This is a genomic window from Pseudomonas sp. 5C2, assembly GCF_034314155.1.
Lineage (GTDB): Bacteria > Pseudomonadota > Gammaproteobacteria > Pseudomonadales > Pseudomonadaceae > Aquipseudomonas.
Genome location: NZ_JAVIWH010000002.1, coordinates 2297842 through 2311649, shown reverse-complemented (window position 1 = coordinate 2311649; position 13808 = coordinate 2297842). Strand labels below are relative to the sequence as shown.

Sequence of the window (13808 nt, the reverse complement as noted above, 5' to 3'; positions counted from 1 at the left end):
GGGTGAAATTAGTGTGGGTCAAAGCGTTTTCGTCGGTGTGGAGGCGGCAAGCAGCGACCGACCGAGGTAATCCTGATCGCCGACGACACCGGGCAACGTGAAGAAGTAGCCACCGCCAATGGGCTTCAGGTACTCCTCCAGAGGTTCGCCATTGAGGCGGGTTTGCACGGTGATAAAGCCTTTTTCCAGATCGGACTGGTAGCAGATGAACAACAGGCCCATGTCGAGCTGACCGTTCTTGCTCACGCCATTGGAGTAGTTGAACGGGCGGCGCAAAATCCGGTTGCGTTCAGTGTCGGCGGTGCGTGGGTTGGCCATCCTGATATGTGAGTCCAGGCGAGTCTGCTTGCCGTGGGGATCGGCAGCGTAGTTCGGCACGTCGGTCTCCTGCTTGCCATCCATCGGCGCGCCGGTGGTCTTGACCCGGCCAAAGATCGCTTGCTGTTCCTGCAGTGGCGTCCGGTCCCAGCGCTCGACGAAGTTACGGATGATCCGCACTGCCTGATAGCTACCGCTGACAGCCCATGCGGGCTCATCGCTGCGGGGTTGAACCCAGACCAGGTAGTCCATGGCTTTTTGATCGTTGGAATCGGGGTTGGCTGAACCGTCGCGGAAACCGAGGAAGTTACGTGCACTCTCTGCGGGCTGCCCGGGTTTGACGGGGGCCTGAGCCGGCACGGTGCCTTCCTGCTTCCAGCGCACCAACAACAAGTCGGGCAGATTTTTGACGATGTCACGCAGGGCGTGAATATTGCTGTCGGGGGTGTTGGAGCAGAACTGAATGCTCAAGTCACCGTGGCAGCGGTCAGGCTCCAGCGCGTCATTAGGGAAGCCAATCATCCGGATCAGGCGCGTGGGCTTGACCGACGCCAGGCCGAAACGCTCGTCGAACAGCGACTCACCGACCGACACGGTGATGGTCAGGTTGTCCGGCGTCACCACCGGACCGAGGATGCCCGAATCCACCGGTGGCAATTTCGGATCGACCTGCGGCACGACGCCTCCTGTCATCAGGAACGCAATACGCTCGTTCAGCGTGCGGAACAGACGCTCCAGATCTTCGCGGTCGGCAGCCAGTACGTCGAACGATACGAGCATGCCCGCAGCCGGGCGAGGCGTGACAATGCCCGTCTGGTGACGGCCATGGAACAGGTTACGGTCCTGGGTCTTTTCGCTGTGCGGCGCTTCGGTGACTTGCGCCTGGGACGCCGCCAAAACGTTGCTGCTCAGGCTGCTACCCGCCAATGCTGCACCCGCCGCGCCGAGTCCCAGAAGCACGCGGCGACGTTGGGCTGAAAGCGGGGCGTTGGACATATCTGAATCTTTCATAGTGATGAGGTCTTCGTTCTATTACGGGTCTGAAAGGACACTGCTTAGAGGCCCTTGAGGCCTAAGGCTGGATCGATTCCATCGAGTGCGTCGGCCAATGCTTTGGCGCTGTCTGCTATCTGTTGGCGCTGCCCATTCGCGACTTGATCGTAGGGGCGGTAGCCGCTCTCGGTTTTCAAGCTGTCGAGTTCAGCGCCAAAGGCCGTTGAAGCCGCATCGATCCTTTGCAGCAGCTCGCCAGCTGTCTTGGCCAGCAGCGGACGCAACAGGTCGATGACTTTGCGTGTACCTTCCAGATTGGCGGCAAAACCGCTCAGGTCAGCACGGCTGTAGCGCTCTTCTTCGCCGTTGCTGCGGACTTCGGCCAGGGAGCGCATGTTGTGGGTAATGATGCCAACCAGTTGCTCGGGGGCCATGGTTTGCGCCATCAATTGTTGCTTGAGGCCAGTGACGTCGGTTTGCAGACGCTGCACCGTCAGCGCCAGGCCATCGACTTTGTGCTGATCGAACAAGGCGTACTCAATGCGATGGAAGCCATTGAAGCCCGGGTCTTGTTCGCGTTTTTCGTAGTAATCAGCACGAGCGTTGATGGCGTTATCCAGATCGGCAAAGCGCTGTGCGGCAGGTGCAATCCGCTGATAGACGACTCGGGCCTGCAGGTAAGCCGCTTGTGCCTGATCCAGGTCAGCTACGTCGATGGCCTGTTGCAAGGCGGTAACGGCCTTGATCAGCGCTGAACTCTGGCTGCTCAAATAAACGCGGTATTCGGACAGTGGTCCGATAAACGCGACCATCGATGGCCGGGCCTTTGCGCTGGCGTCGGATTCAGCGGTGGGGGTCACATGCAGGGTGCCGCGTGGGTTGCTCAGCAGGCCGCAGGTGATGGTGTAGTCGCCCGGCATCAGGTTGGCATTGATCACCTGGCTCAGCCCCGGCGCGATATTTTCGCGCTCCTCGACCACCAGTACACCGTCGAGGATTTCCCACTCAACGGCACGTTCGGAGCGGTTGACGATACGAAAGGCGGTGCGTCCAGCAGGTACCGTCAACGCATTCGGCTCACAGCTGTGGGCATGAATGCTGACGAAGGTCTCGGCACTGTTATTAGCCTGGCGCTTTTGCATCGCAGCGCGGGAGGCATAGTAGAACAGCCCGCCGGCCGCGATCATGATGATCACGGAGCCGACTACTGCCAATCGCAAGACGTTATGAGACCTGGCTTTTTCAGGAAGCCCAGAGGGAAGATTCGACATGGGTACCCTTATTCGTTCGTAGCGGAAGATGATTGGCGAAGCACGGGTTTAGCCGATTGAGTCCCCGGCGCTGGCAGGAAGAACAACACCAATGCGCCGATCAGGTAGATCAGGTAGACGCTCAGGGTGCTGACGGTCGGAGAATCTTGATAACCAAACATGCCGGCCAATACCGAGCCTAATGGGCCGTCCATTGGCAGCGCTGCGCTGATGTCGAACACGACTGTTTGCAGGTGATTCCACAGTCCGGCCTCATGCAGCGCTTGCACCGACGTAGAGAGAATCCCGGCGGCGACCACCAGAATGAACAGGCCGGTCCAGCGGAAGAACATGCCCAGATTCAGGCGCATGCTGCCGCTGTAAATGGCAAACCCCACGCCGATGGCCAGGATCAGGCCGAGCAGGGCCCCCATCGGGGCTGCCGTCCCCTCACTCTGCTGGAACACCGCCAGCAGGAAAAAAACAGTCTCCAGCCCTTCACGGGCGACGGCGAAAAACACCATGGCGATCAGCGCGTAAACCTGATTTTTCGAGGTGGCAAGTGCGGCATCGAGAGAGGCGTGCAATGAGTGCTTGATGGAGCGTGCGACCTTGCGCATCCAGAACACCATCGAACTGAGAATGCCCACGGCCACCAGGCCGATCACGCCTTCGAACAACTCCTGCTGTTTTTGCGGGAATTCGGCGCTGACCAATTCCAGGCCGCCCCCGACCAGGAGCGCCAAGGCTGCCGCGAGAAAAACACCGATCCACACGGCGGGCATCCATTCCCCGCGGCCGGTCTGTTTCAGGTAGCTGGCAATGATGCCAACGATGAGCGCGGCTTCAATCCCTTCGCGCAGCATGATCAAAAAAGGAACGAGCATGTGTCACCAAAATAAGAGCTGCAGGGCGTGTAACCAGGTGCGCAACGGAGGCTGTTGCGCGTTTGAGAATCTGCAACATAATGATACTCATTATCTAATGAGAATATCATTTTTTTAAAATTTCGGATTTTTTGCAGGCTCGTACAGGTTAGGTTCAGGTCGTGGGCAGTGGGTCTGATTGATCCAGCACCGACCTCATCAGCTCTACAAACCGCTGTGGCGCCGGGCTCAGGCTTTGACCTGCGCGGGTGATAAGGCCGATTTCTCGGCTGACACCAGGGTGATCGACTGGCACACGCGCCAGATCGCCACGGCCATCGTCGGCGGACTCCGGCAGCAGGGTCATCCCCAGTCCTTGGCGGACCAAGGCCAGCACTGTCGACATATAGTTGGCTTCCAGGCCTGGTATCAGGTGCAGACCCTCTTCGGCGAACAGCTGCTCCACCCGTTCGCGCACGCTGCTGTCGCGTCCGGTGAGGATCATCGGCTGACCTGTCAGCGCCGAGATACTTACTGATTGGCGTGATGCCAGCGGATGATCGCTTGGGATAAACAGGCACAACCGATCCACCATCACCACCTCAAAGTCCAGGCCGTGTCCCAGCCGGGCTCGCACCCCAAGACCGAAATCGACTTCGCCATCACGCACAAGTGCGTCGATACGTTGCGCTACCACATCGCGCAGGCGTATCTCGACCCCGGGAAACTGTTCGCGAAACAGCTTCAGTACTGGAGGCAGTGCGCCTGAGCAGATCGAGGGCAGGGCCGCGATGGTCACCACACCTCGGCGTAGCGCCGCCAAATCCCGCGAGCCGGCAACAATGTTGTCCAGGTCCAATAGTAGTTTTTCCATCGGCCCCAAGGTCTTCTGCCCGGCCGCCGTGAGGCTGACCTGACGCGGACTGCGCTCGAGCAGTGTCACCCCCAGCCAGTCTTCGAGTTGTTGAATCTGCACGGTTAGCGCCGAAGGCGACAGATGCAAGGCGACTGCCGCCTTGGCAAAGCTGCCGCTATGGGCCACGGCGAGAAAGGCACGGATATGCTGAATTGAGTTCTTCATTCTGTTTTTCCGAACGAGATGCGGTGAACATTTCAATTTACAAAGATTACCCCGATTTTCAATACTCGTTGAAAACAACAACGGTTCATTCCACTGCCCCAGGCGGTCAGGAATGACACACAGGACCCTGCCCATGCTCGCCACGCTCGGTGTTATCACCATCCTCTGTTTGCTCACCGCTGTAATGAGCAAACGCCTCTCGCCACTGGTTGCACTTATTGCGTTGCCGATCATTGCTGCATTGATCGGCGGCTTCGGCCTGGAAACCAGTGCCTTCATCATTACCGGCATCAAGAACGTGGCCCCGGTGGTGGGCATGTTCGTGTTCGCCATCTTGTTCTTTGGGGTGATGACGGACGCCGGGATGCTTGATCCCATCATTGATCGGATCCTGCACACGGTAGGGACGCGACCGACACGGATCGTGACCGGCACCGCGTTACTGGCGTTGTTGGTGCACCTGGATGGTTCGGGGGCGGTCACTTTTCTGGTGACTATCCCGGCCATGCTCCCTCTCTATAACCGTCTCGGCATGGACCGGCGCATCCTTGCGTGCGTCACGGCGATGGCGGCCGGGGTTAACTTCCTGCCCTGGACCGGCCCGGTGCTGCGCTCCTCGGCGGCGTTGCATGTGCCGGTATCGGACCTGTTTCAACCTCTGATTCCGGTGCAGATCGTGGGTTTGGTGTTTGTCTTCACCTGCGCCTGGCTGCTTGGTCGCCGCGAAGAGCGTCGGCTTGGCCTTGGCGCTGGCGTCACGGTTGATGTGGTTCCCCAGCGTACCCTCAGCGCGGAAGAAGAAGGGCTGCGTCGGCCACGGTTGTTCTGGCTCAATCTGCTGCTGACCGTGTTGGTGATGGGCGTGATGATTGCTGGCTGGGTCGACCCAGTGGTGATGTTCATGCTCGGTACCGTATTGGCGCTGTGCATCAACTACCCAAACGTCGACGCCCAGCGGGAGCGCGTCGATGCGCACGCCAAAACGGCCTTGACCATGGCCAGGATCCTCCTGGCAGCCGGGGTGTTCACCGGGATCATGCAGGGCAGTGGCATGCTCAAAGCGATGGCTGAAGTGGCGGTGGCACAGATCCCGGCTGGCCACGGTCATTTGATCCCGGCGGTAGTGGGCTTTCTGTCCATGCCATTGAGCCTGCTGTTCGATCCAGACTCGTTCTATTTCGGTGTGATGCCGGTGATCGCTGAAGTCGGCAAGGCGCTGGGCGTCAACCCGCTGCAGGTGGCTCAGGCCTCGTTGCTCGGCGTACATACCACCGGGTTCCCAGTCAGCCCGCTGACGCCGGCGACCTTTCTGTTGGTCGGCCTGTGCAAGATCGAGTTGGCCGATCACCAGCGTTTCACCATCCCCTTTATGTTCGCCGCGTCGGTGTTAATGACCCTGACTGCGTTGCTCCTGGGAGTCTTCTGACATGAAAACCTTACGCATTGGCTCTGGCGCCGGTTACTCGGGTGACCGCATTGAGCCGGCCGTGGAACTGGCCGAGCAGGGCGATCTGGATTATCTGGTCTTTGAATGCCTGGCCGAACGCACTATTGCTCTGGCACAGCAGGCCCGTCTGGCTGATCCAGAGGCGGGTTACGACCCTTTGCTGAGCGAGCGTATGCGCCGGGTGCTGCCTTTTGTCGGTCGTGGCATTGATGGCAATCGCCGGCGCTTGCGCGTGATCACTAACATGGGCGCCGCCAACCCAATGGCGGCCGCTCGTGAGGTCAGGCGGATCGCTGCGGAGCTGGGGTTGAACAGCCTGAAAGTCGCCGCTCTGACCGGCGATGATGTGCTTGATGCGTTGCAGGCCGATCCTTCCTTGTTACTCGACAACGGTGCAAGCCTGGGCTCGCTGGGTGAACGACTGATCTCGGCCAATGCTTATCTGGGCGCTTCAGGCATCGTCGACGCGCTACGGGCCGACGCCGATGTGGTGATTACTGGCAGGGTTGCCGATCCATCGTTGTTCCTCGCACCGCAGTTGTTCGAGTTTGGCTGGGCTGAAGATGATTGGGCCTTGTTGGGTCGCGGCACATTGGTCGGGCATCTGCTCGAATGCGCCGGACAGATCAGCGGCGGGTACTTTGCCGATCCCGGTTACAAGGATGTTCCTGATCTGGCGCGGCTCGGCTTCCCGCTGGCCGAGGTGGATGCTTTGGGGCAGGCAGTGATCAGCAAAGTGTCGGGCACGGGCGGCCGCATTGACACCGCCACCTGCACCGAACAACTGATCTATGAAGTGCACGACCCTGCGGCGTACCTGACGCCGGATGTCAGTGCTGATTTTTCTGCGGTCAGCTTCAGCACCGAGGGCGTTGACCGGGTGCGTATTGCAGGGGCAGACGGGCACCCAAGGCCTGAAACCTTGAAGGTGTCGGTGGGCTATCTCGATGGCTGGATCGGCGAAGGGCAGATCGCGTATGGCGGGCCGGGGGCTGTGGCCCGGGCACAGTTGGCCCGTGAGGTTGTGCTCGAACGGTTGAAACTGACCGGCGTGATCTACGACGAAGTGCGCGCCGAACTGATTGGCGTCGATGCACTGCACGGGGCCGGGCTAGGTTCACGTACGAGCAGCGAACCGTGGGAAGTGCGTTTGCGGGTGGCCGCGCGCTGTACTGATCGGGCCGAAGCGGTGCGAGTCGGCAATGAAGTAGAAACGTTGTACACCAACGGTCCTTGCGGCGGTGGCGGGGCAAGCAAAAGCGTTCGTCAGGTGGTGGCAGTTGCGTCGCTGTACCTGCCCCGTGATGCAGTCACCCCACGAATCCATTTGGAGGATGCCTTATGAGTACCGTCAAGCTGCGAGAGTTGGCGCATTCCCGTACCGGCGACAAAGGCGACACCTCAAATATTTCGGTAATCGCCTACCGTGCCGAAGACTATCCACACCTGTGTCAGGCGCTAAGCGTCGAGCGCGTCACGGCCTGGTTTGCCGAGTTGCTCGACCCGGCGGCAGGCCCCGTTCGGCGCTATGAGTTGCCCAATGTCCATGCCCTGAACTTCGTCCTGCCCGGCATCCTGCGCGGGGGCGTGACCCGGTCCCTGGCACTGGATGCCCATGGAAAGGCGCTAGGGGCAGCGTTGCTGGACATGGAGGTTTAGAGCGGCGGGTTTATCTGAGTCACAGCTCCTGCAGGGGGGGATGACTTGCATTGATGTGATCATCAGAAAATATTTTGGAATTCAGTGGGATAAAACGTTTCAGTAAATCAGTAATGAGAATAAGATTCGTTACCATGTAACGAAAGCACTATTCGAGAGTTCTGGTTTATTCATGACAAAGCATCAAGCCGGTTGTTATGTGCCCGTGTCGACAGCGGTTGCGCCTCTGTCGTATCGACTGCGCAATCTGTACACGGCGAAAGTCACGCTGTGCGCCTTGAGTGCGCCGATGGCCTTTGCCGAGGAGATGCAGCTTGAGGCGGTCAACATCGATGCCAAGGCTCAATCGCTCGAAGCCGAGGAGCTTGAGCGCAGCCGCACAAGCTATCAGGCACGGCGCGCCACGGTCGCTACCCGCACCGATGAGCGCCTGGTGGAGGTCCCGCAATCGGTAAATGTGGTCACCAACCGGGTCATCGAAGACCGCCAGCCGGCGAGTCTGGACGAAGCGATCAATGCCGTCAGCGGGGTCAAACAGGGCAACACCCTGGGCGGCACTCAGGACGCGATCCAGAAACGCGGTTTCGGCACCAACCGGGACAACTCGATCATGCGCGACGGCATGCAATCAGTGCAGGCGCGTAATTTCACGCCCACCACCGAGCGTATCGAGGTACTAAAAGGCCCCGCGTCGATGTTGTATGGCGTGCAGGACCCCGGTGGGATCATCAACGTGGTGACCAAAAAGCCACAGCTGGAAGCCGCTCACTCGATCTCTGCATTCGGCTCCAGCTTTGGTGGCGGAGGCGAGCAGATAGATCTCACCGGGCCATTGGGCGATAGCGGTCTGGCCTACCGGTTGATCGCCGACAAACAGAACGTCGATTACTGGCGCAATTTCGGCAGCATCGATCAGACAGTGATTGCGCCGTCGCTGGCCTGGTATGGCGAGGACACCAAGGTCTCTATCGCCTACGAACACATGGAATATTCGGTGCCATTCGACCGAGGCACGCAGATCAATCCGAAAACCGGCAAGGTGCTCAACATCCCGCGCAATCGACGCCTGGACGAACCCTTCAACGTCACCGCCGGGCGTTCGGATTCGGTGGACCTGCGTATGGAGCATCGCCTGAACGACAGCTGGACGCTCAATACCGGTTACGGCTACAGCCGCAACTATTACAACGACAATCAATCGCGGTTCATGTCGGCCAATAACGACACCGGTCTGGTGACCCGGCGCGCCGATGCGACCCGCGATGCGGTGCAGGCGGCCCATACCGCCACCGTCAATACCTTGGGCAAGTTGTACTGGGGCGATACGCTGCACGAAGTATTGATTGGCGCCGACTACATGAATAACCAGCGGGATCTGGGTGATCTGCTGCGTAACACCGCCAGTGCCGACTTCAACTACAACGCCCCGGTGTATGGCATGGCGCCGCTGCCTAGCAAGGTCAGCGCAGCAAACAGTGACCAGAGTGACCATCTGCAAACCCATGCGTTCTTCGTGCAGGACTCGATGCACCTGGGCGAGCACTGGATTGTCCAAGGTGGCCTGCGCTACGACGCATTCGATGAAATCACCGGCAAGGGCCGACCGTTTGTGGTCGGTGCCGACGTCAAGGACAGCAACGTCGTGCCGCGTGTAGGGCTGGTGTACCTGATTCAGCCTGACTGGTCGGTGTACGGCAGCTACACCGAATCGTTTCGCCCCAACACCTCGATCGCCACGCCGATTGGTGACTTGCCACCTGAAGAAGGCAAGGCTTACGAGTTTGGCACCAAGTTTGAAAATGACGCGATCACCACTACGGTAGCGCTGTTCACGATCAACAAGAAGAACGTGCAGACCAGCGAAGCCTGCGGCACTGAAATCTGCACCCGGGTCTCCGGCGAGGTGCGGTCCCGTGGCCTTGAAGCAGACATCACCGGCCAGCTCGACGAGTTCTGGAGCATCACTGGCAGCTACGCGTACACCGCCACCGAGGTGCTCAAAGACCCGATCCTGGAAGGTGCTCCCCTGGACGGTGTGTCGAAACACACCGCGGCGGCGTACCTGACCCGAGACTTTGGCCATGTCGGTGTGGGCGACTTGCGTGCTGGAGCGGGCGCCCGTTACGCCAGCCGCTGGGGGGTGAACGATGGTGCTGGCATCGAGTATTACTTGCCGTCTTCGACCGTGGCCGATGCGTTTGTCAGCTACAAAATGAAGATTAAAGACCGTGACCTGACGCTGCAGCTCAACCTGAAAAACGTGTTCGACGAACGCTATTACGTGTCCAGCAGTGGTCTCGGTTCGCCAGCCATCGTCATTGGCGAACCTCGCCAGCTGATTGCTCGCGCCACGCTGGATTTCTGACCGAAGCAGCAGGCCGGCTATTCATGCAGACGGCCGTGGATCATGTCGTATATGAATTATTTTGAACGTTAAGACCGTATACGGGGATATAAATCATAAGCGAACGAGTGTTTTACGATATCCATGCTATTCATATGGGTAATTGGAAGTTTTCCGCGCCAAGTTAAATGCTTTATATATCAGTGGCTTAATCAAATTAATTGAATAATGGGAATTAAAATATATTTTTAATTCATATTCGTGCTTAAAGAGCCACTAAAACACCTTTGACAGGTTTTAATATTGGATCCAATCTGTGTTTCTAAACGGTTACATTGGCTGACGGTCAACGGGGATGGACATGCACACTTACGGTCATGCTCAAGACATCACTCCAACCCCTTGCATTATTGACGCCTTACCTATTGAAAACCTGCCTGACCTGATCATCTTTGATTGCGACGGCGTGTTGGTCCAGAGCGAAGAAATTACCCTCAGCGTATTGGCAAAGTTATTCAATGCCCACCTGCTCGATAGACGTCCCGAGTGGCCTCCGCTGGAGATCAACGACTGCATCCGACGTTTTAGAGGACGTAAGATCAATACGTGTCTTGATGAACTTCAGGATGAGTATTCGACCGTGCTGCCACTCTATTTTGAAACCGTGCTCAGGGAGCAGGCCTTAAGTCTCTATACAACCGATTTGCAGGCCACAGAAGGCATTATTGATCTGGTGTCGAGCCTCAATACTCGCCTGTGTGTGGCCTCTAGCGCACCGCGTTCGAAGATCGAACAGTGTTTGAAATTGACCCGCTTGTGGCCCTGGTTTGAAGGCAAGGTCTTCAGCTGTTACGACGTGGGTACCTGGAAGCCTGATCCGCTGGTTTTTCAGACAGCGTGTCTGAGCAACAGCGTCAATCCTGATCGGGCATTGGTCATAGAAGACAGCATTCCCGGTGTTCAGGCCGCGGTGGCTGCCGGGATACGGGTGTTGGGGTTCGGTCCTCCTGATCGACATCCCGAACTGAAAAAGGCGGGTGCCGTGACCTTTTCCAGAATGAATCAACTGCATGGCTTGATGGCGTGAATCCATTTCGATAACGAAGGAGATCATTAGCATGGACGACCGGGATTTTGTTCGCCTTCTAAAAAGTTTTAATGCCAACTCCGAAGTGTGGTGGGACTCTTCTCCAACAGGCTACTCGGCGTTCAAACAACAGTTATTGCACCGCTATCCGACTGTTAGCGATTACATTAATGAATTGTTACCTGAGCTGTTTTCCTGCAGTCCGTCTGGGGTCAGTGGCGTGACCACTAACCCCCGGCTGGTCACCGCCGCTATTATCGACGAATCGTCAATGTGGGTGCCGCGCATTCAGGCACTGAGTCAGACACTCAGCGCCGCGCACGTTCAGGACAGGCTCTATACCGAGTTGATTGCCCAAGGTGCATCTTTGTTGAACCCGTTGTGGCAACAAACCTGGCACCGCCAGGGTTGGTTCTCGGCTCAGGTCGACGTCAATGACATTCATTGCGCCGAACGTATGGTCCAGCATGGGCTGGCGCTGACGAAAATCGCCCCCAATGTAATGATTAAGGTTCCGGGTAGTCAGGCCGGTTATGGCGCCATCGAACAACTGGTCGCGCAAGGGTGCTCAATCAACAACACGTTTTGTTTCACCGTTTCGCAGTTTGCTGCCTGCCTGAGGGCCATTCGTCTGGGTCAGGCAGCTGCTTTGCACAACGGTACGGACGTGAGCGGCGCACGCTACGTGATTACATTCATGATCGGCCGGTTTGGCGCCGAGTCACTCTTGGACACGCAAGCCCGTGAGCGCGGGATTGAGCTGACGCCTGTGGATAAGCGCTGGGCAGAAATAGCGATTTATCACGCTATTCAGGCCCTTTTGTTGCGGTCCAATAGCCCGGCCCGACTGTTGATCTCCAGCATCAAGGTTGACCGTATGCCCGGCGAAATCAGTCGTTGCTGGCACCTGGAAAAAACCGGGGAGCGTGAAACCTGCTACACGCTGACGCCGGAAATTATTGAGTTTCTGGTGCAGCGCGAAAACATCGGTTGTTCGGTACAACCTTTGGCTTCGCGCGTCCCTCGCGCGGTTCTCCATAAGTTGATGAAGATCCCTTATTTCCGCGATGCTCGTTTTGAAGAGTCTATCGCTGCCCGCGATTTTGCCCATCACCCGGCATTTATCTGCGCTCATAGTGAAGCCGTTTTTGCACATCAGCGGCTGTCGGACTTCATCCAGGGGGCAAGCCAGGCGCTGCCGAGGAGCGTGCCTTTCACCGGAGCCGTGTCTCGGTCCGGACAGACCGCCGATCAGGCTGTTTTGTTGCGAGCTTCAGCATGAACAAAATGATCGCGCTCTGGGCTCACCCTCGATCACGCTCAACTGTGCTGGAGCGTGTGTTTATCGAACGCAGGGATTTTGAAGTGTTTCACGAACCCTTTGCGCATATGGCTTTCGATGACCACTCCGCGATCCCTTCGGACAACCTCGATTGCGGGCTGCCCACAACCTATGTCGCGATCAAAGCGCTATTGCGTTCGGCACGCGAGCGCAGCCACGTCTTCCATAAAGACATGTGCTACCACTGCCTCCGTGAGCTAAAGACAGACCGGGAGTTTTTGATCGAGCAAGAGAACATATTCATTATTCGCGAGCCGGGTCGTTCAATCCTTTCGCATTTCGCTATTTTTCCGGAGATGCCCCTCAGTGCCATTGGGCATAAAGCACTTTATGAAGTGTTCTGTGAGGTGACCAGACTCACCGGAAAAATCCCCTACGTCATCAATGCCGATGACCTGGCCCGCAACCCCGAGGCGACAGTACGCAGGTTGTGCGAGCACCTGAAAATTGAGTATTTGCCTCAGGCCCTCAACTGGAATAAGGCCTGCCCACCCCAATGGCTACCGTGGAGGCGCTGGCATGAGGACGCTGAAAACAGCACGGGGATAACCGCGACCCCGGCCTCGGACTTTGATGCTGACGCGCTAAAACGTATCCCTCGATTAATGGCGTATTACGACTATCACCGGCCGTTTTATGAACGCATGAATCAGTTCACCCACTGAGGTAATCCTGATGAAAAAGGTAGTGATCACCGGTGCCGCTAATGGCATTGGCAAAGCGACGGTCAAGGCATGCATTACCGAAGGTTTCTACGTGATTGCCGCAGACAAGGACCGGGGCGGGCTTGAGTGCCTGGCCGCGGAAGTCGGGTGTGAGCAGCTGGAGATTCAGTTCGCGGATTTTTCCAAATTCACCACGATCAAATCGTTCATTCCTGGTTTGTATAAGAAGCACACGTCGCTGTACGCGCTGATCAATAACGCGGGGCTGTATCACGGCAAAAGTGTTTATCACTATACCGATAGCGAAATCGACGAAATCTGGACTGTCAATCTTAAAGCTCTGGTGTACCTGTCCAAAGACTTTGCAGAAGGGGAAATGGAATCCAAAGCATTTCGCAGTATCGTCAACATCACTTCGGTGGCGGGAGAGGTCGGCAGTTGTGATGCGTTATACGGTGCTACCAAAGCAGGGGTGATCGGCTTGACCAAAGCCAACGCCTGGAACTTCGCTCCTTACATCCGGGTGAATGCCGTCTCGCCGGCCCTGGTTCGCGAAACGGCAATTCACGCCATGATCCCCGATTACCGACGAGAAGAATACGAGCGCCAAGAGGTGATCAAAGACCCGATCACTCCCGCTGGCGTGGCCGATGTGATCGTTTTTTTGCTGTCAGAAAAAAGCCGGCACCTGACCGGGAAAATCGTTGCTGTGGATAACGGCGCCTACCCTCGATAGCGAATAAAAAACAACAGGAG

The 13808-nt window shown here is 57.5% G+C and carries 12 protein-coding genes; 8 read left to right on the top strand and 4 right to left on the bottom strand.

Annotated features, from left to right (window positions below; all coding sequences use genetic code 11):
• Window positions 1-18 precede the first annotated feature (18 nt).
• The 4 genes from efeB to RGU44_RS11320 all read right to left on the bottom strand — a co-directional run bounded on the left by efeB (window position 19) and on the right by RGU44_RS11320 (window position 4508).
• A complete protein-coding gene (efeB, locus tag RGU44_RS11335; protein WP_322217161.1) occupies window positions 19-1329 on the bottom strand; it encodes an iron uptake transporter deferrochelatase/peroxidase subunit in 1311 nt (436 codons plus the stop codon).
• A 44-nt stretch (window positions 1330-1373) separates the two neighbouring features.
• Window positions 1374-2582, bottom strand: coding sequence for an iron uptake system protein EfeO (gene efeO / locus RGU44_RS11330; RefSeq protein ID WP_322217158.1), 1209 nt, complete (start codon window positions 2580-2582; stop codon window positions 1374-1376).
• Window positions 2583-2590: 8 nt separating this feature from the next.
• The gene (gene efeU / locus RGU44_RS11325) at window positions 2591-3448 is read right to left on the bottom strand and encodes an iron uptake transporter permease EfeU (protein ID WP_322178311.1); all 858 of its coding nucleotides are present in this window, start codon (window positions 3446-3448) and stop codon (window positions 2591-2593) included.
• A 154-nt stretch (window positions 3449-3602) separates the two neighbouring features.
• Window positions 3603-4508 carry a LysR family transcriptional regulator gene (locus RGU44_RS11320; RefSeq protein WP_322217156.1) on the bottom strand — a complete coding sequence of 302 codons (906 nt, stop codon included), beginning with the start codon at window positions 4506-4508 and terminating at the stop codon, window positions 3603-3605.
• 133 nt (window positions 4509-4641) lie between these two features.
• Here RGU44_RS11320 and RGU44_RS11315 point away from each other — a divergent pair, with 133 nt between their 5' ends.
• The 8 genes from RGU44_RS11315 to RGU44_RS11280 all read left to right on the top strand — a co-directional run bounded on the left by RGU44_RS11315 (window position 4642) and on the right by RGU44_RS11280 (window position 13788).
• Window positions 4642-5934 carry a citrate:proton symporter gene (locus RGU44_RS11315; RefSeq protein WP_322217809.1) on the top strand — a complete coding sequence of 431 codons (1293 nt, stop codon included), beginning with the start codon at window positions 4642-4644 and terminating at the stop codon, window positions 5932-5934.
• A gap of 1 nt (window position 5935) precedes the next feature.
• Complete coding sequence (locus RGU44_RS11310; RefSeq protein ID WP_322217153.1) at window positions 5936-7300, top strand: acyclic terpene utilization AtuA family protein; 1365 nt, start codon at window positions 5936-5938, stop codon at window positions 7298-7300.
• Window positions 7297-7614 (top strand): hypothetical protein, encoded by a 318-nt coding sequence (locus RGU44_RS11305; protein WP_322178314.1) that lies wholly within the window; start codon window positions 7297-7299, stop codon window positions 7612-7614. Before RGU44_RS11310 ends, RGU44_RS11305 begins: the two co-directional genes overlap by 4 nt.
• A gap of 289 nt (window positions 7615-7903) precedes the next feature.
• Complete coding sequence (locus RGU44_RS11300; RefSeq protein ID WP_322217807.1) at window positions 7904-9979, top strand: TonB-dependent siderophore receptor; 2076 nt, start codon at window positions 7904-7906, stop codon at window positions 9977-9979.
• A 340-nt stretch (window positions 9980-10319) separates the two neighbouring features.
• Window positions 10320-11045 (top strand): HAD-IA family hydrolase, encoded by a 726-nt coding sequence (locus RGU44_RS11295; protein WP_322178315.1) that lies wholly within the window; start codon window positions 10320-10322, stop codon window positions 11043-11045.
• A 31-nt stretch (window positions 11046-11076) separates the two neighbouring features.
• Window positions 11077-12327, top strand: coding sequence for a transaldolase family protein (locus tag RGU44_RS11290; protein WP_322217151.1), 1251 nt, complete (start codon window positions 11077-11079; stop codon window positions 12325-12327).
• Complete coding sequence (locus RGU44_RS11285) at window positions 12324-13052, top strand: sulfotransferase family protein (protein WP_322178317.1); 729 nt, start codon at window positions 12324-12326, stop codon at window positions 13050-13052. The genes RGU44_RS11290 and RGU44_RS11285 overlap by 4 nt, the downstream gene beginning before the upstream one ends.
• A 10-nt stretch (window positions 13053-13062) precedes the next feature.
• On the top strand, window positions 13063-13788 hold the full coding sequence (locus RGU44_RS11280) for an SDR family oxidoreductase (protein WP_322178318.1): 726 nt from the start codon (window positions 13063-13065) through the stop codon (window positions 13786-13788).
• The last annotated feature ends 20 nt before the right edge of the window (window positions 13789-13808 follow it).